This is a genomic window from Flammeovirga sp. EKP202 (assembly GCF_014534745.1).
In the GTDB taxonomy this organism is placed as follows: Bacteria; Bacteroidota; Bacteroidia; order Cytophagales; family Flammeovirgaceae; genus Flammeovirga.
This window is the reverse complement of the sequence record NZ_JACVVP010000011.1, coordinates 107,999-130,560: the sequence shown is the minus strand read 5'-3', so window position 1 is coordinate 130,560 and position 22,562 is coordinate 107,999. Positions and strand designations below refer to the sequence as shown.

13 protein-coding genes and 1 pseudogene are annotated in these 22,562 nt (G+C 37.2%); 3 read left to right on the top strand and 11 right to left on the bottom strand.

The window, feature by feature from the left end:
- Positions 1-251 precede the first annotated feature (251 nt).
- Complete coding sequence (locus tag IC221_RS09215) at positions 252-3,146, top strand: T9SS type A sorting domain-containing protein (protein ID WP_188168691.1); 2,895 nt, start codon at positions 252-254, stop codon at positions 3,144-3,146.
- A 1-nt stretch (position 3,147) separates the two neighbouring features.
- Positions 3,148-6,063: a glycoside hydrolase family 2 TIM barrel-domain containing protein gene (locus IC221_RS09210; RefSeq protein WP_188168690.1), complete on the top strand. Its 2,916-nt coding sequence runs from the start codon at positions 3,148-3,150 to the stop codon at positions 6,061-6,063.
- Positions 6,064-6,613: 550 nt separating this feature from the next.
- On the opposite strand, the gene IC221_RS09205 is transcribed toward IC221_RS09210, so the two are convergent.
- From IC221_RS09205 to IC221_RS09175, 8 genes and pseudogenes are all read right to left on the bottom strand, one after another.
- Entirely contained in the window at positions 6,614-7,066 is a 453-nt protein-coding gene (locus tag IC221_RS09205) for a hypothetical protein (protein ID WP_188168689.1), read from the bottom strand.
- Positions 7,053-8,945 (bottom strand): RHS repeat domain-containing protein, encoded by a 1,893-nt coding sequence (locus IC221_RS09200; RefSeq protein WP_188168688.1) that lies wholly within the window; start codon positions 8,943-8,945, stop codon positions 7,053-7,055. The genes IC221_RS09205 and IC221_RS09200 overlap by 14 nt, the downstream gene beginning before the upstream one ends.
- Before the next feature lie 1,645 nt (positions 8,946-10,590).
- Positions 10,591-11,484: an Rpn family recombination-promoting nuclease/putative transposase gene (locus IC221_RS09195; protein ID WP_188168687.1), complete on the bottom strand. Its 894-nt coding sequence runs from the start codon at positions 11,482-11,484 to the stop codon at positions 10,591-10,593.
- Between the two features lie 641 nt (positions 11,485-12,125).
- Positions 12,126-12,548: a hypothetical protein gene (locus IC221_RS09190; RefSeq protein ID WP_188168686.1), complete on the bottom strand. Its 423-nt coding sequence runs from the start codon at positions 12,546-12,548 to the stop codon at positions 12,126-12,128.
- Positions 12,549-12,553: 5 nt separating this feature from the next.
- The gene (locus IC221_RS09185; RefSeq protein WP_223241339.1) at positions 12,554-13,138 is read right to left on the bottom strand and encodes a hypothetical protein; all 585 of its coding nucleotides are present in this window, start codon (positions 13,136-13,138) and stop codon (positions 12,554-12,556) included.
- Positions 13,139-13,228: 90 nt separating this feature from the next.
- Positions 13,229-13,402, bottom strand: a pseudogene (locus IC221_RS29895) (LysM peptidoglycan-binding domain-containing protein); the annotation flags it as partial.
- A gap of 21 nt (positions 13,403-13,423) precedes the next feature.
- Entirely contained in the window at positions 13,424-14,830 is a 1,407-nt protein-coding gene (locus IC221_RS09180; RefSeq protein WP_188168685.1) for an RHS repeat domain-containing protein, read from the bottom strand.
- Positions 14,831-15,199: 369 nt separating this feature from the next.
- A complete protein-coding gene (locus IC221_RS09175; RefSeq protein WP_188168684.1) occupies positions 15,200-15,625 on the bottom strand; it encodes an N-acetyltransferase in 426 nt (141 codons plus the stop codon).
- 202 nt (positions 15,626-15,827) lie between these two features.
- Between IC221_RS09175 and IC221_RS09170 the strand changes: the two genes are divergently transcribed.
- The gene (locus tag IC221_RS09170) at positions 15,828-17,273 is read left to right on the top strand and encodes a sulfatase (protein ID WP_188168683.1); all 1,446 of its coding nucleotides are present in this window, start codon (positions 15,828-15,830) and stop codon (positions 17,271-17,273) included.
- Between the two features lie 250 nt (positions 17,274-17,523).
- On the opposite strand, the gene IC221_RS09165 is transcribed toward IC221_RS09170, so the two are convergent.
- The 3 genes from IC221_RS09165 to IC221_RS09155 all read right to left on the bottom strand — a co-directional run bounded on the left by IC221_RS09165 (position 17,524) and on the right by IC221_RS09155 (position 22,539).
- Positions 17,524-18,882, bottom strand: coding sequence for a PAS domain-containing sensor histidine kinase (locus IC221_RS09165; protein WP_188168682.1), 1,359 nt, complete (start codon positions 18,880-18,882; stop codon positions 17,524-17,526).
- Positions 18,872-20,260: a sigma-54 dependent transcriptional regulator gene (locus tag IC221_RS09160; RefSeq protein WP_188168681.1), complete on the bottom strand. Its 1,389-nt coding sequence runs from the start codon at positions 20,258-20,260 to the stop codon at positions 18,872-18,874. The genes IC221_RS09165 and IC221_RS09160 overlap by 11 nt, the downstream gene beginning before the upstream one ends.
- A 767-nt stretch (positions 20,261-21,027) precedes the next feature.
- Positions 21,028-22,539 (bottom strand): alpha-L-fucosidase, encoded by a 1,512-nt coding sequence (locus tag IC221_RS09155; RefSeq protein WP_188168680.1) that lies wholly within the window; start codon positions 22,537-22,539, stop codon positions 21,028-21,030.
- Positions 22,540-22,562 lie beyond the last annotated feature (23 nt).

The following is a 22,562-nucleotide window of genomic DNA, read 5'->3' as shown; positions in this document are numbered from 1 at the left end:
TAGCGGTTATTTTTAATATAGAAAGAAAAGGAATCCCTACTTTTTGATATTGGGCTCTATTTACGCTGTTAACCTAGCGTACTCTAAAGTGAATTCTGTAAACGTATGAATTGGAAAAAATCTTCGTTTTTAAACAGCCTAAGGCCTTATATTCTATAATTACCCCCTCAATTTCATAAAAATTATACCTCACTACCCTTCCGTGAAGCTGTATATTTGAAATATGAATTATTACTAATTAGCAATCTAAGATGAAAAGATATTACCAACCAATATGCAAGGTTTTAGCATGTGTTTCTGTAATGTTGTACACACAGGAATCATTTGCTCAAACCGCAGTTTCCGTCGACTTTCAAACACAACGCTACTTAGAAGATGTGTCTGAATTGGATCGAAAAAAATACTTCAATATGCACATGGTCGCAAACAAAGACCTTAATGATGAAGATATGGAGGTCATCAATAATTGGGGGCTTACACAAGGCCGATCATTTTGGGGTGCTTTTGGTAGATATAAAGATTATATCAGTAAAAATAATGTTTTCCCTATTGCCTCACAGGTTGAAAAAGAAGGAATCAACAATATCAATTACACCAAACAACAAGATTATTATAAACACATTTCACGTCAGCTTGTAGTGACAGATCACCCAGCCGCTATGATCCGAATGGAGATGAATACAGAAGAAGCGGGACAATTTGCTGCACAATATTTCAAACACTTTTATGAAGATGCTACTCGTCCAATGTATTATGAACCGGTCAATGAACCATTTGTTCATGCAGATGAGTACCAGGAAAATGGAAAGTATACTGAAGCAGAAGTAAGAAGAAAAACGGCTGAATATTTTAAAGAAATCGGTAAAGCTTTTGATGAGCAAGGAGTTGATACAAAAGTAATAGGTTACTCTTCTGCTTGGCCATCAATGGAACTTTGGGACTTCGAACATTGGCAAACTCGTATGAAAATGTTCATGGATGTGGCAGGTGACTATATGGACGGTTTCTCTACGCACTTATATGATGGTATTAATGTAACAGGTCAAGATACTGAAAGATCTGGTAGTAATGCTGATGCTATTCTTGATTTGATTGAAACCTACAGTTATATCAAATGGAATGAAATCAAGCCTCATGCTATTACTGAATATGGAGGTATCTCAAAAGGTTTTGGTGATACTTACACAGATATTGAAAGCATTCAAACAGTACGCTCTATCAACCACATGATTTTTGGTTTGATGGATAGGGAAGATCGATTGATGATTTCTATTCCATTTATCACGGGTAAATCACCTTGGCATTGGGGTAGCAATTTTGAACCTTATGGTGCTGATTTATGGCGTCCGGTGAAATCTTCTGTTGTAAATGGAGTACCAACTGAATTTGAACTAACAGCCAAAAAAGATTTCTTCAATCTTTGGGATAATGTTCAAGGTAAACGTGTCCGATGTTCTTCATCGAATCCTGATGTATTTGTACAAGCTTTTGTAGATGGAAAAACTGCGTACATCTGTTTGAATAATATAGATACAGAGAACCAAGATGTCGCTCTTCAGTTTGTTTCTTCAATGGGAAATTTTCAAAACGTAAACAAGAGAAGTTTAAAGATCTACCAAAATGAAAACCCGATTTACAATGATGAGGACTTAACTGAAATTCCATCAAGCATAACAATTGAACCTCATGAAACAGTAGTGCTGACTTATACACTTGACCGTGAAGTAACATTTAGTCAAAAAGCTGTAAGGAAAGAATATTACTCTAAGACCTACATGCAAGAGATTGAAGCCAACAATACTATGGAATTTGACTTCAATGATGTTAATGAACTTTCTACGGAGGGTGAAGCAAGGTTGAGGATGGCTATCGGTAGAAAGCATGAAATGTCTAAAAAACCAATGGTGAAAATCAATGGTGTAAAAATCAATGCCCTTGAAAATTGGAAAGGTTATGATCAGGCAGACAGAGAAGACTTCTTTGGGGTCATTGAAGTGCCGATTCCTTACCAATTATTGAAAGCTAATAATACGGTAGAGTTGAAATTTAGTGATGAGGGTGGTACTGTGAGTTCTGTAGTTCTTTCCGTAAATAGTATTCATACTTTAGGAAATAGATTCCCTTTCAATGGAAGTAACTACCAATTACCTCAGAAAATTGAGGCAGAAGATTTTGATATTGGTGGTCAAGGTATTGGTTACTTCTCTCTGGACGACATTAATAATTCAAAGCAATACCGTTTATCAGAAGGCGTCAATATTCAAAAAAATGACTCCAACTTCGATATCATTCTTGAAGAGGGAGAGTGGACTTCTTACAGCATTGATGTACCTGAAAATGCCACTTACACACTTTCTCTTTCAGGAAAAAGTACAACCGACAATGCGAAAGTTTCCATTACTTCAAATAATGAAGCACTAGGGGAAATAATTACGCTGAACAATGTGGATCAAACTATCAGCGAAACCACATTAGAACTTCCCGCAGGTCAATATCCGATTCAAATGCTATCAGAAATGGGCACATCAGTGATTGACTTTATTGAAATCAATAACGGTCAAACACTTTCTGAGGCTATCTCATTTACTTCTAATAATACAGAAATCAAAATGGGAGAAGTCAACACCTTTGATTTAACTTACACTACTTCTGATGATAGAGATATTATTGTGGAATTGTGGGGTGATGCCTTCTTATTAGGGCAAGCGAAAGTCAATGTAGCAAAAGGTACTGGCAATATCAGTGTAGATCTAAATGTTTTTGCTGAACCACTCAATTATGAAAATGTTGAGGTAGTCGCGAAGGTCTTAAAGTCAAATACATATACGAGCCTTGCTGAAGCAATAATGACAGAGTTTGAGTTTAACCCTATTTTATCGATTGGAGATGACTTAAATAATGAAGAAAACATTACTATTTTCCCTAACCCTACAACAAATCAACAGTTGATGGGCATCAAAGGCAATAGTAAAATTTATAAAATTGAGGTAATGGATACAAAAGGAAAATTGTTTGATCAATTTGACTACCCGGTTCCAAACACTCAGGTAAACTTCAAACTAACAGACCACTACTCTAAGGGGATTTATCTGATTAGAGTGTATGGTGAAAAAGAAAATTTCATTAAAAAAATTCTAATACAATAAAATGAAAACAAACAAACCCTTAGGGTTTTTCAGAGGGATGCTACTGATCGGTAGCATTCTTTTCTGTTCTAACCTTTTTGCACAAACAACTATTGAACTCCAGCAATCTAGAGTAAAGTTGGACATTAATGAGCAATGGTCTTTTTACAGAGGTGAACAAGATGAAAATGTAGTGACTACTACTGCTTTTGACGATTCTAAATGGGAAAAGGTCAATGTACCTCACAGTATGAAACTGTCTTCAAACGAGTTAGACAACAGTACGGATTCCTCTTTCCAGAAAACGTTCCACCGTTATATTGGTTGGTATAGAAAAGAATTAAAGGTAGAAGCGAACGCCAGTCAAAAAGTATTCTTAGAGTTTGAAGGAGCTCATCAGCATACGAAGCTTTGGATCAATGGAAAGTATGTAGGAGAAGATATGGTCAGTGGTTTTACACCCTTCCATTTTGATGTTACTAATTTTGTCCATAAAGACGGTAAACCCAACACAATTGTATTAAGCGTAGACAATAGATTAAATCCTAATATCCCACCTGATGGAGATCGAAGAGATTATATTTTATTTAGTGGCTTATACAGAGATGTTTATTTAGTGGTAAAAAACCCATTGAACATCACCTTCAATTGGGAAGATAAATATGCAGGTATTTTTATTACTACACCTACGGTATCTAAAAATAATGCAACAATCAATATCAGATCCACGGTAAGAAATGAGCAAAATACTGCCGTTGCTGCTAAAATTGAACAACGTATCGTTGATAAGGACGGTTATGTGATTGCTAAAGCCGTTGATCAACATAAAATATCGGCTAATAGCGATCATACATTCCAACAAACAACGGGTATTACTGAAAACCTTCATCTATGGTCCATTGATGACCCTTACTTATATAGAGTACAAACTTTAGTATACCAAGACAATCAATTGATGGATATGGTAGAAAATCCATTAGGGGTAAGAAAATTCGAATTCATTGACGGAAAAGGCTTTGTACTTAACGGTACGCCTGTAGAATTAATTGGAGTAAACAAGCATCAGCAATACCCGTTTGTAGGTGATGCCGTTGCCAATAGTTTACACCGAAAAGATGCTGAACAGCTAAAAGAAACAGGTTATAATGTAGTGCGCTTAGCACACTACCCTCATGATAATTCATTTATTGAAGCATGTGATGAGTTAGGAATTCTATTGATTGAAGAAGCTCCTTCATGGATTCATTTTGTGGAAGGAGAATGGTTTGATAATCTAGAGTTGGCGACAAGAATTATGATTCGTAATCATAGAAACAACCCTTCCATTCTGATGTGGAGTGGCGGATTAAACCATAGAGGTCCCGTAGAGAGATTACATTATGCTTGTAAAGAGGAAGATCCTACAAGAATGACAGGTTCAAACGGTGCGCCTTGGACAGGGCCTGTTCACTCGGGTATTTGTGATATCTATACTCCAATGGATTATCAAAATATGCCAGTTACTGAAAATGATTTCTCTTTCTTATGTGAACACGGTTCATCTTATGATGCTTTGAAGAACCAATTCGAAGTATCGAAATCAAAAGCTTCAGCCAATCGTTTTGGTGTAGCACTTTGGACCGCTCACGATTATTTCTCTTTCCAAAAAGATTGGGGAATGCAACCGAGAAGACCTTTCTCTATTTACAGAGTTCCAAATCCGGTCAACTTCTGGTACAAGTCTGAAATGACCACTACACCAATGGTTTATATCGGAGATGAACGAGCTAGTAGAGACAATAAAGTAGTGGTTTTCAGTAACTGCGATGAGGTAGAACTTTATAACAACGGTAAATTAGTAGCAAAGCAGAAGCCGGATGATGATCCTAACAGAAGCCACTGTAATTCACCTTCCTATACTTTCTTACTGAATGAAGAGAAAGGTGATTTGAAAGCGAAAGGATTTATCAGAGGTGTTGAAGTGGCTGATTTCACCCTCAACAAATACGGTAAAGCTTATCAATTGAAATTAGAAATTGAAGAGCAAAACACCCCTATCCTTGCAAGTGGTTCAGACATGAGAATGGTAAGAGCATATATCTTGGATAAAAATGGAAACCACGTTGTCAATAATGAATCGATGGTTTCATTTAAAATTGAAGGTGAAGGTATCCTTGTAGGAGATGCTGAAATTGGAGCAAATCCAAACAAAGCCTATTGGGGTACAGCTTCTATTGTATTACGATCTACTTTAAAAGAAGGTTCATTTAAAATCACCGCTAAAGCAAAAGGCTTAAAGCCTGCAACGATTGAAAGTAAAACAGTGTCTTACAATAAAGATATTCGTCAACAACGAATCAAAGAGGCATTAAACTATCCTATCGTAAAAGTGGATATGGGTGGAGATGATCAGTTATTACAATTCGGGTGGAACCGTTGGGATGGCACATCAAATTCTGCTTACACTTTAAAAGAATATGATAATGCTGAAGTTTTAGTCAGTGCTAAAAATGGAAAATTAGAGTGGAATACTGCTTTTGGGTTATTAGGTAATCAACCATACTTAGCCATGGATGCAGTGAAGGTAAAAGGTGATGATCAGTTGGAAGTTACATTCAAAAACTTACCAAAGGGTACTTACGAAATTATTACTTACCATCATTCGATTAAAGTACTCGCAAGAGTAAAAGGAACGGCAATTTTAGAGAAGAAGTTAAACACATATCAAATTGTTGCAAATGACAGCAAAGGTAAAAGAACCGTTGTAAACGCTATTGAACCCACAAGTGGTACCAAACTAGGTAACCTCTACCCTGCCAAAGCAAAATTTGTGATTACTTCTGATGGAAGTGGTGATGTAAAATTAACATTACAAAATCATGCACAAGATGTTCCAGTGGTTTTAAACGGATTTGAATTAAGACAGATCAAAGCGAATACCTCTGCAAAAGAATTATAAGAAAAATAGTAATAATATTTCATTTCATAAATTGTGTTTCCCTCCTAGACTTTTAGACTAGGAGGGATTTTTTATTTCGTTAAATTGTCAATACATCTAGTCTATTGACTTTGAGTTGGAAAGTGAGACCAATGATAAAATACCCCCACAAGCTTTTTTTTAGGGGTTGGTGTTCTGTTGTGATAAGTTGAAAACTTATGATAATTCTAAGTAACGCCTACGGCTTAATACTGAGAACAGTGTGGGAGGTAATAGAAAAATGATTGAACAATTTTTGGATAGGGTGGTGAGGGATTTTAAAACTAAGCAGACGTATTCTTCATAATGAAACAAGCCAATCTACTTGTGGGGTAGATTGGCTTGGTTTGTTGTTATAAGTTTGGAAACTTAAACAATAATATAGTTCGTAATGACACTAGCACTTAACATTACGAACAGTGGAGATAGACTTAGAACAGTGGGGAAATTCAATCAGTTCTTTCAAGAAAACATCGGTAAATAAAAAAAGCCCAGCATTGCTGCAAGGCTTCTCTAAATTCATATATATTTTCTACTTAACAGATAGTACTTTATCTTTTTTCAATTTATTCAAGAGGTTATCAAAAAAAGTATCTAACCCTGTATTACTTTCATCATCACAAGTTTTCCCTACTCTGAAAAAATAAAAATCAAATTCCTCTTTATCATACCCAGAGTTTCGAGACATCATATGATAACACAACTTATAGGATCTCTCGTCCTCTGAATTTGGGTCAAATGACTTTTCTCCTATTAAAAAAACATCATTCTTAGTAATATCAAAGTCATTCATATTTGATAAGAGTATCCCATTTTCAGGAAAAACAAATCTTCGCTTATTACCCTCATTAAAATTTCCTCCATCCTTACAGCCGTTTACTATCACATACCAATCGGCTGTTGGTTCTGAAAAAACATATTCATTGGGTGATTCTGTGTTTACACAACTTAAAAACACAAACAATAACATACTAATCCGGGTCATAATCTGTCTGTACTTTATCTCTTGTAACATTTGTTCCTGTATTCTGATTTTTAGGGCTTAAATCGGTAAATATCTTATTCCAAGCATCTAACTCATACCAAGTACCATTCCCTAAGGAAATACCCTTAAAAGTATCGTCATCATTGAAAATAATAAAGAAATTAAACTGCTGCATCCTTTCATTTCCTGCAAAATTCAATTCGGTCATTGGACCTAATGCTTCATTGAACATCGCATCTGGTCCAGACACTCCAAAAAACAGCTTATTATCTTCTGCATCCGTAAGGTATGTTTCATTTGAAGGGAATCTATCTCCCTTTATTAAACCTGTTACTTGAAATTTGTTCTGATTATCTGTCATTTGCTTGAATGTTATATTCAGTTTCACATCAATATCTGCAACAAAGGGTTGCAATATTGCAAGAGGTTCAGCATTACCACCTGCATAATGATAATTCATAGTTCCATTAGCATAATTGAAGCTTTCAAATTTTGCTGCGGAAAAGTCTGCATCCCCCGTCCATAATGACCAAGAACCGTAAGCTTGTCTTTTCACATCTGCATCCCCTGTTAGGCTTAAAGTAACTTTACTACCTATTCTAAACTTCTCATTAAGATCTGAACCTGGGTTCACTTTGTCTCCAAAACCTCTATTCTCACCATCTCCGTGAAAACCACCACCAAAATCATCAAAAGGTGCAAATGCATAATTATGGATTGATACTCTTTCTAACCCTTCTAATTCTCTGGAATCAATCACTCTATTTTCACTGAAAGCATAAGGACTATTCCAAGGGTAAGATTTCGTAAGTGGGTCTATTGCAAAGAACCTTCCAATACGTGGGTCGTGCATTCTGTACTTAAAGTTTACGCTATTTCCCTCTCCTTTTACCTCTGAATCGGTTTCTTGACCTTGAAACCCATACCTATACCCCTCACTACCGCTATTCCTAGCCGTAATCTTCAACCCAAAAGGATAGTAATCACTATATGAAAGAACGTGTCCTGCATCCGAATATGTCACAAGAACGTTGCCAAGGTGGTTGCTTAGCTCATAACGACGGTGTCCTAGACCGAGCTGGGTTTGGAGGGTGTCTTCTGGGACGTACTGCCCCAGTCGGCTACTGCCGTAGATCGGAATTTCGGCGAGTTGAAGGGGGATGTATTCACCTTCGGATTTTTTGAGGGTGTCGCTGTAAACGCCCATAATGTTTCCGCTGGCGTCTCGGACATAGAGGGTGTTGATCTCTCTGTCAGGTGTGGAGACGAATTTGGTTATGCGGTTGCCGGAGGCGTCGTAGCGGTATTTGACCGTTTTTTGAGGATCCTGAGGGCTTGTTTTGAAATTGCCGGAGGTGTCCAAGAAGTCAGAGACTTGTGCATAATGCTCCGAGCGTTCTACTTTCCCTTGGATATTCCAGTAGATGCGGACTTTCTCTGAGCGGTCAGCTATCAGGTTGCCGATGGCGTCGTAAATGTAGTTGTTGTTTACTTGGGAGTGGAAAATGTTGGTACTGTCGGGAACTCCTGTTGCATTGTTGGTTACTCGCTTCAGGCGGTTGGTGTTGGGATAGTAATCATACGACAGGTCGTGCATCTCCGCTTCATCCAAAGTGTTACGATGCAGGGTCATCAGATTGCCGTTGGCATCATAAGAATAAGAAGCTATTTGCTTATGGGCTTCTCCCTCTTGTTCTTTAGAGGCAGTGCGGATTCTATTGAGCTGATCGTATTGATAATGGACGCTGAGTACGTCTGTTGGCAAGGAGTCCGTGACGATGCCTGTTGCTTGTGGAAGCAGGGTGATCATCTGTGAGATATTGCCGTTGTACAGGTCTCGATCTGGGGATGTACTCAGCTGTGAATTGATGGATCCCATCGCTGAACCGATTGGCTGATAGTCGTTATTGTGATACGCTAAAGCATACGCAAAGGCATCGGGTTCGTCTTCCGACAGCCCTAGGTTGACGCCTTTGATCCACCCTTCCAAGGTGTAGTAATAATCTACGCTCTGACTGTTGTAGTTACCCAAAATCACCTGTGCCAATGGTCCGTGAGGATAGTAGATATAGGTGGCTTCCAATACTTTCTGATGTCCGTCACGTGAAGTGTGCACCTCCATCAAGCGGTTGTCGGCATCGTAGACATAGTGATGGATAAACTGGTCTTTTAGACCTTTATTGAAGTAGACCTTGTTCACATTGCCACTCACGAGGTCGTAATCATAAGCGACCTTGCGGAAAGTGAGGGTGTCTTCGGGGTTGTGCTGGAAGATGGTTTTTACATTGCCGTGAGGGTCGTAGTCGTAGACTGTAATGGCGGGCTCGTCTGAAATGCCGTTGTCACTGCCATTGCTTTTGACCCATGCTACTCTGTTTTTGAGGTACAGCCCCTCGTAATCAGCATCTTCTCTTAAGACTTGACGGTTGGAGGCGGGAAGATCTTCGGTATGGTCGTAATAGGTATGCGTGACCTGTGAAATCCCTTCCGATGGGAAGGTGATATTGTTGACTTCCGCTTTGATAAGGGCCTCTGTTACAGTAATTGAACCCGTGGAAGACAACTGTCCCGCTTCAATCACCCTTCCCAGGTCATCGAATTTAGAATAGGCAAAATTCCCCTCCTCCTTCTGCTTTGCATTCTGAGAGAAACGTAGTCTTCCCAATCGGTCGTACCAGAACTCGGTGACTCCAGCATCAGGGGTACTCTGCCAGATGAGCTGATTGAGGGCATTGTACCTGTAAACGGTTTTCAGTTGATGATCGCCTAGTCCTTGATCCTGATATACTACACCTTTCGGCGGTACGGTCTGAATCAAGTTGCCTACCAAATCATAGTAATACAAAGTATAATGATGCTCACGCTGTGGAATACGGGCAATATGCTGTTCTGATAGATTATTGATACAGCGGTTGATGGCTTCCTGTTTGGCACGTTCGAGCTCTTGCTGGAAAGCTTGTTGCGCTTCAGCGTAAATTAGCTCTGTATAATGGTTGTAGACATTGATACTGCACAAAGAGGCGTAATAACTATTGCTTACTGAGTTTTTGATCATTTCTGCTAGCGGACCATTATCGTAGTCAAAAATACCTCCTTTGCGGTTTTCATAGGTGTAAGACAGCATAGTCAGCGGACAATCGTTACGTTTGAAAAGTGCCCTGTTACCTAAACTATCCGCTAAATAATCAGTATTATGCAGTTCTAAACGCGTAGGGTAGCCTGCTCGCTTAGCAGTACTGTAAAGCTGTGCATTGTGCAGTGGCCAATAGGAGATCAAGTCTTTATTAGCAAGTTCGATGCCCTGATAAAGTTTGATTCTTTTTTGGAGCATCTCTAGAATCAGCTGGTTTTGATTGGGGTGTTCGTTGCTGATGCCTAGGGCGGATTTCCAGAGGGGTATTGGAAATTGAAGGGATGTTTATGAATAACCCCCACAAGTTTTTTGGGATTGTGGGGGTTAGTTTTTTTTTATAGAGATTGGAAGTTTATATTTCATAGACTCCGTTATATTACTTTCAACCTCTCTACATTGTATTCGCTATTTCTTTAACTTCTTCAATAGATAAACCTGTACCTTCAGCCACTTGTTCAATTGATAAGTTCATTTGAAGGAAGTTTTTAGCAGTTTCAATGGCTTTTTTCTTCTCTCCAATTTCCTGTCCTATTTCCCTCTCCTTAATAATCGCCTCCATCTCCAAAGTACGTTCCCTGCTTGCTTCTTCCATCAGGTTGATAATATGTTTTTTATAGCTTACTTGTTCGGATTTTGACATCTTATCTACTTTTAAAATTTCTTTGGCTTGTTCTAGACCTTTTGCTTTAAAGTTGTCTTTAATTTCGTTGTTTTTGAAATAATAAATCCATTCGTCAAGGGTATTTCTGGCTACATCATCAAATTGATTTACCTTAATGATGTAATATTCGGGAAATAAATCAGAAGGGGTTTTATCTTCTCCTAAAAATACTTTTTGTTTGCCTGATAGTTCTAAGGCATCATTCTGATAAATACCTTGAAAATTAGTCTTACCATGATAGACGTAATCGGCTCCTTGTCCTAAGTCAAAGTATACAATATTTACGGAATAAACCTTTTTGATATGGTGATAAGGTTGCCCTAATGAAATATACTCCATAAGCACTTTTGATGTGCCGTAAAGCATGCGTTGAAAATAGTTATATTCTAATTGATTTTGTACTTCGACAATAACGTATTCGCCTTTTTGGTTTTTGACTAGAATATCAACACGATTGAATTTATCTAAGGCGGTTTCTTGGTTTCCTTCACTTTCTAAAATACTATCGATAGTGATGTCTTCCTGCATTAATTCTGAAAGAAATCCTTCTAAAACTACATAATCCGCCTTATTTCTTAAGAGGCGTTTCATTGCCCAATCAAAACGTATTAAATCATTTTTCATAATAGTACCTTATTTTTTTGTGAGGGAAATTTTGGTGTTTCCGGGGGTAAAGGTAAGTATTTTTGTAAAAACAGACCAACCTGATTTTTGGATGAGGTTGGTCTGTTTTTTTGGGGTGATAAGTTGGAAACTTATACAAGTGGAGGAGACACCTTTTCCCATTACTATGAGCCCCTCTTTCCCATGAGTAGGAGACAATTCCTTTTTGTTGCAATCGTAGGTCCCGGCACGTACACACTGTACATGCCGGAACGTACAGGGTGCTAGTGCTAGGACTTACACACTGTAAGTGCTACTATGTACATGATGTAAGTCCTAGCACTTGCATGGCTTTAATGCGTAATTACTACAAAATGGATTGATTTTATGCGGGTTATGCTTATTTCAAACCACATTTTAATGCTAATTTTAATATGCAAACAAGCCAATCTACGTGAGGGTAGATTGGCTTGTTTTGTTTTTTTAAGTTACAAACTTAAACTGTGGGAAAGTTCGTAGTGACGCCTGTCAGCTTAGCACAACGAACAGTTGGGTTCTTTTTAATGCTCGTAACCTTTCTCCAGCATATAATCCATTTACATCAATAAATTTAACAGGAATATTTCGAGTAAATTGAAATTACTTGACTTTTAAGTCAATTCCTACGAACATTGGGAGAACCCTATTTTTTTTAAAAAAATGTCAAAATCATCACTTATTTCAACCCAAACTTCATCATCTTTATATTCCTCTAGATGTATTACTGACACATTACCTCTTGAATAATAAAGAGCAATAGGAGAAGATATATCGGTATGTCCTATTATTAAAGCTTTTTGTAAATCAATAGCACCAGGGTTAATTCCATCCTGATAAGAACCTACAAATGCATCAACATCATCTTCGCTGTTGAGTTTTAATATTGATAATGTTTCCATTTTTATATCATCTAAATCATATAATTCTGGGCAAAAACAATTTTTATTAAAAAGTCGGTCAAAATATTTTTTTGATGGCGTTTTCCATCTATTTGCTTCTATTAAACAAATTAATTGTTGAGGTAATTCCAATTTGTTAATTATCATATTTATTAATTTTCAATTTTCGGAGTGATTTTCATATTAGGAAAAGCTCTTCTTAGAGATGAAATCATTTTAGACTTAATTTCTTCATTTGGAAAGACACTTCTTCCTAAACCATTTTGTCTATTAAACTGTCTTGTAACACTACTTGATTTAAATCCTACTATCAATTCTTTTGATGATCTGTAATGTAATGTAAATGCCACATTATCCTTAAAACTACCTTTACTATTTGTTAATACAGTCCTATGCCCTGTATTTCTTCCTACTAGATTGTGAGGTACTTGACCATTTGATAATCGAGTACTACCACTTGGCTGGTAAGTAATTCTTCCATTTTTAACATTATATACTCCTGAGAAATATGTTGTTTCACTTGGTGAATAACCAGGAAAAGCTTTTTTACTTCCATAATATCCAGATTTTGGAGAAAAACCTTTTGCCCCCTTAGGAGCTCTAATCAGTAACCCCCCGCTTGATACTTCAATAGCAGTCTGAGCTGTAAACAACATCAAATTAATCATTTTTTCATCAGCTATAGCATCTTCTGACCGTAATGAATATATCTCATCAGTTAATGGATTTAGTTTCATCAATATATTTCCACTTTCAATTCCATAATATTCTCCAACAGTTTGGTTCCTGAAACTTAAATATTCTGTGGGATCAGAAACATAAAGATTATCACCTTGTAAAATTTTATTCTCATCCTTTATTCCATTCCATTTTACTATTTGATCAATAGAAGTACCATACTCTTCAGCAATCTTAGTTAAATTATCTCCTTTTTTAACTTTATGACTCCTTGGTGGATCTGGGCAACTAGTACAATCACCATTTGGATCACCTAATGCAATTGGACTATTATCAAATGAAGTTTAAGGACTTTGCCAAGGGTGAACAACAGGATCAATACTCAACCATCTGCCAATCACAGGATTATATTGCCTGAATAAAGTAGTGTAAGTTTGAGCACTTCCGAGCTCTCCAGATGGATTTTTCTCCATCCCATTAAACCCATACCTATACCCCTCACTACCGCTACTCCTAGCCGTAATCCTCAACCCGAAAGGATAGTAATCACTATATGAAAGAACGTGTCCTGCATCGGAATACGTCACAAGAACGTTGCCAAGGTGGTTGCTTAGCTCATAACGGCGGTGTCCTAGACCTAGCTGGGTTTGGAGGGTGTCTTCTGGAACGTACTGCCCCAATCGGCTACTGCCGTAGATGGGGATTTCGGCAAGCTGTAATGGAACGTATACGGGCTGACCTCCTTCGGTTTTGAGAGTGTCGCTGTAAACACCCATAATGTTTCCGCTGGCGTCTCGAACATAGAGGGTGTTGATTTCTCTTTCAGGTGTGGAGACGACTTTGGTTATGCGGTTGCCGGAGGCATCGTAGCGGTATTTTACTGTTTTTTGAGGATCCTGAGGGCTTGTTTTGAAATTGCCGGAGGTGTCCAAGAAGTCAGAGACTTGTGCATAATGCTCCGAGCGTTCTACTTTGCCTTGTATATTCCAATAGATGCGGACTTTCTCTGAGCGGTCGGCGATCAGGTTGCCGATGGCGTCGTAAATGTAGTTGTTGTCGGCTTGGGAGTGGAAAATATTGGTGCTGTCGGGCGCTCCAGTTGCACTGTTGGTTACTCGCTTCAGACGGTTGGTGTTGGGATAGTAATCATACGACAGGTCGTGCATCTCCGCTTGCTCTAAGGTATTACGTTGCAGAGTCATCAGATTGCCGTTGGCGTCATAAGAATAATTCGCCATTTGTTTACGTCCTGCTCCGTCTTGCTCCTGTGATGCATTGCGAATTCTGTTGAGTTGATCGTATTGGTAATGAACACTGAGTACATTTGTTGGCAAGGAGTCTGTGATACTTCCCGTGGTTTTGGGAAGCTGCGTGATCATCTGAGCAATATTACCGTTATATAGATTATGCTCAGATGAGGTCTTCAGCGGTGATTGAATGGTAGAGGCTATCGGCTGATAGTCGTTGTTATGATAACCTAAGGCATAAGCAAAGGCATCGGGTTCTTCTTCGGATAGGCCTAGATTAACACCTTTGATCCAACCTTCTAAGGTATAATAGTAATCTAATGTTTGCACACTATAACTCCCCAAAATCACTTGAGCCAACGGGCCATGAGGGTAGTAAATATAAGTGGCTTCTAAGGCTTCCAAATGACCGTCACGGGAGGTGTATACTTCTAAAAGGCGATTGTCAGCATCGTAAACATAGCGATGAATAAGTTGATCTTGCTGTCCTTTATTAAAATACACCTTGTTTACGTTTCCACTTACGAGGTCGTAATCATAGGCAACCTTGCGGAAAGTGAGGGTATCTTCGGGGTTGTGCTGAAAGATCGTTTTTACGTTGCCATGCGGGTCGTAGTCGTAGACTGTAATGGCGGGCTCAGATGAGAAACCATTGTCGCTGCCACTGCTTTTGACCCATGCTACTCTGTTTTTGAGAGGGGGATTTTTGGAGTAAAAGAAGCCCCTACAAGTTTATTGGCTCGTGGGGGGGGGGATAAGTTGAAAACTTATACAAGTGGATAGTTCTAAGTAACGTCTACGGATTGATAATGAAAACATTGAAAAAACAACTCCCAATAATTGTTGACTTATTAAAGTTTTTATCTCTAATATTTAAAGTTTCTTGACCAAACAGTAAGTGGTTTGTCCTTTGGGGTAATCTTTCAATTCACCATAAACCATATAACCTTGCTTCTCATAAAAAGGACGTGCTTGAAAACTCAATGTTTCAGTACGCATATATTCAAAGCCTTTATCTATTGCATATTCTTCTGCTGAAGCCATCAATTGGGTTCCAACTCCCATACCACGTGCCTCCTCAGAAATCCATAGCAATTCAATGATACAATAATTCCAGAATGCACAAGCTCTTATTCCTCCTAACACTTTACCATTATCATTTTTTACAAAGACTGCAAACTTGGTATCCTTTTCAAATACAACTTCATCTGGTATAAAATTTTGATTGTAGGTTTCGATTCCTTTACTGATGGTTTTTAAATCATCTTTACTGGGTTCTGATGTTACTTCGATATTCATATTAAGCTATTATTTACTTCTTTTATTTTAATGATAAAAATTCCCTTGGATTATCATTTAATCAAAACATTCAAATATAGCATCAAATTCGTTGAATAAGTTTTTGCAAGATTTTCATCAACTAAAATTGATGAAAATTGGTACATTTACATAATAAGATATTCATCTTAAGACACTGACTTCAATTTTATTTTTTAGAAGTATGAATAAGAGATTTTTTAGTGTAATTATTAGTTTTCTCTTAATTACACCTATTTTTTCAAATGCTCAAGAAGACAAAAAACCTAATATTTTAATTATTAATGTAGATGATATGGGTTGGACTGATGTAGGGTACATGGGTAATGATGTCTACCATACACCCAACATTGATCAACTTTCAAAGGAAAGTATAATTTTTATGAATGGGTATGCTGGTGCTGCTAATTGTGCGCCGTCTAGAGCTTGTTTACTCACTGGTCAGACTACAACACGTCATGGTATTTATACTGTTGGGCCATCTACTAGAGGTGAAGTTTTTACACGAAAAATTGAACCTATCAAAAACCATGTGCACTTACCAAAAGAAGCCTTAACTATTGGTAATATTTTCAAGCAAAATGGTTATCAAACGGCTGCTTTTGGAAAATGGCATGTGAGTAGAAAAGCAGAAAATTATGGTTTCGATTATGCAAGAGGAACAAGCCACCAAGGGCACCCTCCATCATACATTAGTCCTTATAAACTTACTAATCTAGAAGATGGACCAAAGAGAGAATACTTAACGGATAGAATTACCGATGAAGTGATCCATTACTTAAAAAATGAAAGAAAAAATGAGCAACCATTTTTAGTTTATTTACCGTATTATGCCGTTCATACTCCATTGATGGCAAAGCCTGGTACTGCTAAAAAATACAAAGGGAAAAAGCAACTTGATGGTGCTCCTTTAAATCCTCAATATGCAGCATTGGTTGAAAATACAGATTGGAATATAGGACGGTTACTGGATGTTCTTGATGAATTAAAATTGACAGACGATACAATTATTATATTCACTTCAGATAATGGCGGAATCTATTCAATCTCTCATCAATTAGGTTTAAGAGCTGGTAAAGGTTCTTACTATGAAGGAGGGCTTAAAGTACCTATGCTTTTCAAGTGGAAAGGACATTGGGAGGCTGGTAAAAAGGTGGACACCAAAGTGACGCAACTTGACTTCTTACCTACACTTGTAGAAATTACTAATAGTAAAATGCCTGAAAATTATATCGTAGATGGCAATTCTATCGCACCGCTTCTGACTGGAAAAGGAAAATTTAACGATAAAAGGTCATTGGTCTATCACTTCCCTATTTATTTACAAGCTTATGAAAAAGGGGGAGATGATGCCAGAGATGCACTTTTCAGAACAAGGCCTGGAACTGTTGTCATCCAAGGAGATTGGAAATTACACTACTATTATGAAGACCAGAAAATGGAGCTTTACAATTTGGTAAAAGACCCTTCGGAGCGTCATAACGTAGCAGATAAGTATTCTAAACGTGCCAATAAGATGTATCAATATTTACAAGATTGGTTAAAAGAAAGAGATGGAAAAATTCCTACGCAACCCAATCCTAAGTATGATGCTGAAAAAGAACAAGCTGAATTGCAAAAATACCTTTAGAGCAGTTCTCGAAATCTGAAGAAAAAAATGGCCCGCTAGGAAGTTATATTACTATATCCTAGCGGGCCATGGTATATATTTATAATGATAAGTACCAAGACAAAATTATATACCACTAATTCCATTTATTGTTTTGCGATTACTGCTTTCAAAAAACTTTAAATAGAACCACTATTTATACGTTTTTTAGCGTTGTACTCACAAAAAATAAATAAGAATTAACTATGATTTATTTTTGTCTTAGTACTTATTAGAACCAAACCGTGAATTCAGATCCTTCATCAATTGAAGAAATAACCGTCAATCGGCCTTTGTTATTTCGCATAATTTGTCTCGATAAACTTAGCCCAATACCTGTATGTCCTTTTTTGGTTGTGAAGAAAGGAACAAAGATTCTTGCTAAAGCATCCGTTTCAATTCCAGAACCATTATCAACGACTTGAAGCACCGGTCGGTTGGTTTGATCATCCTGTTTACAGATAATACTTACCTTTCCATTTTCCTTCCCTTCTAGTTCTTCCAAAGCATTTTTGATGAGGTTTTGAATCACATCACTTAATTGTTGAGGGTCGGAAGTGACCATCAAACCTTCAACCTGTATGTCTAGTTCAATCTCAATTCCTTTTTCGATACTGATCGGTTCATATTGGATCAATATCTCCTTGCAAAGTTCACTTAGGTTGATATGTTTAGGTTCACTTTCTCTTAAATGAGCCATCACTCTGAAGTCCTCTGCCAATTTTGACATCTGATGACTTCTTTGCTGGATGGTATTTAATGCAAGATTTAAATCTTCAAAATCTTCAGCTGTTGGAATTTCAGATCGCTCTAAAATTCCTTCTTTTATATATTCTAATTCGGCACTTACAGTATCACTCAAAGAAGAAATAGGTGCCATCGCGTTCATGATTTCATGCGTCAAAACAGTAATTAATGACTCCCATGCTTTGATTTCTACTTTCTCTAGCTCTTCCGCTACTCTCGTAATGTTGAATACATTGATGACTTCACCCTTTACATAGACTGTCATCTTCTGAATTAGTACTTTGTCTACATTATATTTCCCCTTCAACTCACATTGATAACTTTCAATGTCATCATCATTTGTAAAAATGGTGTAAAGTGCAGGAAATGCCTCTTTAAAATCTAAAATATTGGCAGTTTTAATACCTGAAAAAAGTCGTTTTGTCGTCAAATTAGAGAAAACCACTTTTCCGGAAGGATCAAAGGCTATTAATCCCGAATCCACATGCTGGGCAATACTTTTATAAAACATTAAATCAGACTCTCGGTTGGACCTTAATTCCTTAAAACGGTCCAATGCAGAAGTCAATGACTTATTGAGTTCATTTTGAATATCACCTGAAGCGTTTACTGAAAAAGTCTGTGTAAAATCGTCGTAGTTAATAGCGTCTAAAAACTTCTTCATTTCAAATGCAATACCACTTAATTTTTGAATCAACAGATACACTTGATAAGAAAGTAATCCAAAAATAAATATGGTGGTCGCCAAGTATTCTTTCAACAAGAAAAAACTCAGGGCAATTGCTGTTAAAACGAGAAGAAAAACTCTAAGTGATACTTGAAGTTTGAATTGTTTATAAACCATGTTTTTCGAGTCTTCTGTACAGTGAGGCTCTTGTTAAACCAAGTGATTTAGCGGCTTTAGAAATATTTCCAGAGTATTTACTTACTGCTTTCTGAATCATCATTTTCTCTACAGTATCTAAATCGAACTCGGATAAATCGAACTCTTCCTCTTCTTTATTTTTTTCGACTAAGAAAGTAAAGTCCATTGGTTGTAAAGTGTCACTGTCAGCCATAATCACGGCTCTTTCCAATGCGTGCTGTAATTCCCTTACATTACCTGGCCAGTAATATTTTTGAAGTTTCTTCATGGTAGCTGAAGCTACTTTCAATGGGCCTCTTCTATATTTCTTAGCATAAATTTCGAGGAAGTGTGCCACCAATAAAGGAATATCCTCAATTCTATCTCTTAGTGGTGGTAAATGAATCTCTACAGTATTGATACGGTACAACAAATCCTGACGAAATTCTTTGTTTTCTACCATTTCATAAACCGGCATGTTAGTCGCACATACCAATCGAATATCAATACTAATTGGTCGGTTATCACCTACTCTTGTTACTTCTCTTTTTTGAAGTACCGTTAAAAGTTTAGATTGTAAAGTCATAGGAAGGTTACCAATTTCATCTAAGAATAACGTTCCTTTATTGGCAATTTCAAAACGACCTGCTCTATCTTCACGGGCATCGGTAAATGCTCCTTTTTTATGACCAAATAATTCGGATTGGAATAGTGTCTCTGAAATCGATCCCATATCCACACCGATAAACACTTTCTCATTTCTTAGGGATTGCTCATGAACTGCTCTTGCAATCACCTCTTTACCCGTACCGTTTTCACCTAATATCAAAATATTGGCATCCGTTTTTGCTACTTTACTGATCAAGGCAAAAACTTTTTTCATTGCAGGGCTATCACCGATAACGATACCTTCTCCACTACCCGTCTTACTTAATGCTGATGAAAGCTGTGTTTTTTCTTCTTTCAAAACTTTCACTTGATCATAGGATTTTCTCAAGCGAGCAGCAGAAGTTAAGGTCGCAATCAGTTTTTCATTATTCCAAGGCTTTAACACAAAATCCGTTGCACCTTGTTTGACTGCATTTACAGCAGTTTCAACGTCACCATATGCTGTAATCATCACTACTACTGCATTGGGATCAATTTCTAAAATTTGCTCCAACCAATGAAATCCTTCTTTTCCACTTGTGGTATCCTTTGTAAAGTTCATGTCTAAAAGAATCACATCATAAGAGTCATTCTTTAGTAAGAATGGTATCTTGCCAGGATTACTCTCTACTTGAACTAAATCTGCCTGTTTCTTTAATAACATTTTTGCAGCTAGCAAAATGTCTTCATTATCGTCTATTACAAGGATTTTCCCCAGTGGTTTACTCATTGTGGTACGGTTAGTAAAATTTATTCCATGAAAATAAGTAGTCTTAATTTAAAAGCCTAAAGCAACATTAAAAAATGTCCATAAACGTACACTTTCAATTAAAGAAATAATGATAAACGTCAATATTTCACTTATTACAAATAATCGTTAAGATATAACCTTTCGAAGAGGATTTAATTTAATTGATCATAGTTCCGACATTACAAAATACAATCTGATTCACCCAGAAGAGATTTTTTTTCTCCATTTTGAACTGCTAAAATTATCGTCAATTTTCAATTGACCTTTATACAAGCATTTATAGGGTCTACTTTCAAACTTACTTCTTCTTAATTTTGTCTTGAAACAAAAACGAAGCAAAAAATTCAAGGCTTTGAACGCAAAAGCTAAATTCCATTCCTTTCGCCTAAATGATTTTAAACTCGCTAAAGCTCAAACAACAAAATCATTTTTAACGGCTCAATACATGAAATTATTAACGCTTTTCCCTTCAAGGCCGAAGGGAAGAAGTAGCAAATGAATTGGGTAGAAAGTCCACTGGCGCGAATGTTAAGCGATAGCATCATTCGTGTCCTATAGATCAGCAGAAATCTCCTGATTTCTAAATACCATAAATATTCGAAAATTTAGTTTACTGCGTAGTTACGACTAATAATATAAATAGCCCACTAACACAAATATCAAAGGATCGTGACATTTATGATAATGGGTTCTTATTTATTCAAAAAGAAACAAATCAAAATTTGAAAGTTTCTTATAAGATTATATTACATCGCTTTTTCAGATAATTCTAATTTGAAAACAAATGCATGTTCGCATGGTTTCTCCTGAGGTAGCTCTATTTCTAATCCGCTTCCTTTTCTAGTGTATTTTAATTCACCTTTCGCTCCTAACAGTTGAATGTTTTTAATATCGCTTTTTAAATACGCTTTTTCAGTTCCTAAACTTTTGATGGAAAGTTTACCATCTTTTGGCCAAGCTAAAGAGATCGCGTAAAGGTTGTTTCCATTGGTTGTAAAACGAATATCTTCTGCAACAGCTTCTTTGTTTTTATGTTCACTCAGATGTCCCTCTTTGATTTCTTGTGGTCCTTCACCATAAATTACCCAAGGGCGAGTGTCATAAATCGCTTCTCCATTCATTCTCAACCATTGTCCCATTTCTCTCAAACGTGTTGCCACTTCTACAGGTATTTCACCATTTGCTTTTGGTGGAATATTTAATAAAACGGCTCCATTTTTAGATACTACATCTACTAAAAAGTCAATTAATCTATTTGTTGACTTATACTTTGGATCATCAATATGACACCACGCTTTCCAATCAATAGAATCATCCGTCAACCAGACAAAAGGCTGCTTATCTTTCATTCTCGAACGCTCTAAGTCTAGCACTGCAGTTCCCTTTTTCAAATCATGGAACTTATAAGTACAGACCACTTCTTTACCCCATTTCTGAGCATTATTATAGTAATTAGCTAAGAACTGTTGTCTGTATTTTTCATCGATAATGTCCATTCTATTATCAAACCAAATAATATCCGGTTGGTATTTATCCATGAGCTCATCCAAACGGGCTAACCAATCGTCATTGAACTGTTTATCGGGAAGAGGGTCACTTTTAACATCCGCCATAGTGAAAGTTCCTTTTGGAGCATACGGTCCATATAAACCTGTATATTGAGGATCTCCTGCATCAGTACTTTTGTCCCAAGTAGGATACCAAGCGTAGGTCCAGTGTCTGTGATAAGTCGCAATAAACTTCATGTTTTGCTTCTTGACAGCCTTGGCCATTTCACCAACAATATCTCTTTTTGGACCCATTTCTTTGGCATCCCAATGCGTCAAATCACTATCCCACATTGCAAAACCATCTGAATGTTCTGCAACGGGTCCTGCGAATTGAGCCCCTGCCTCTTTGAAAAGTTTGGCCCATTCGTCTGCATCAAAATGCTCCCCTGTAAACATTGGAATAAAATCCTTGTAGCCAAATTTATCTAAGCTACCGTACTTTTCTTCATGGTATTTTCGAATTGGGTGTCCTTCTCTATACATATAAATAGAATACCACTCTGTCTCATAAGCCGGAACAGAATAAGGTCCCCAGTGAAAATAAATACCAAATTTTGTATTTTTCCACCACTCTGGCACTTGGTATTGACTCAGTGATTCCCAATCTGCTTCGTACTCGATTTTAGTTGTTTCTTTTACCTTGTCAGTGGTGGCACACCCCGCTAATAAGGCCCCTAATAAGGCTCCAGTTATAATTTTTTTGATCATGTCTTAGGCTGTTGTTGTTGCTT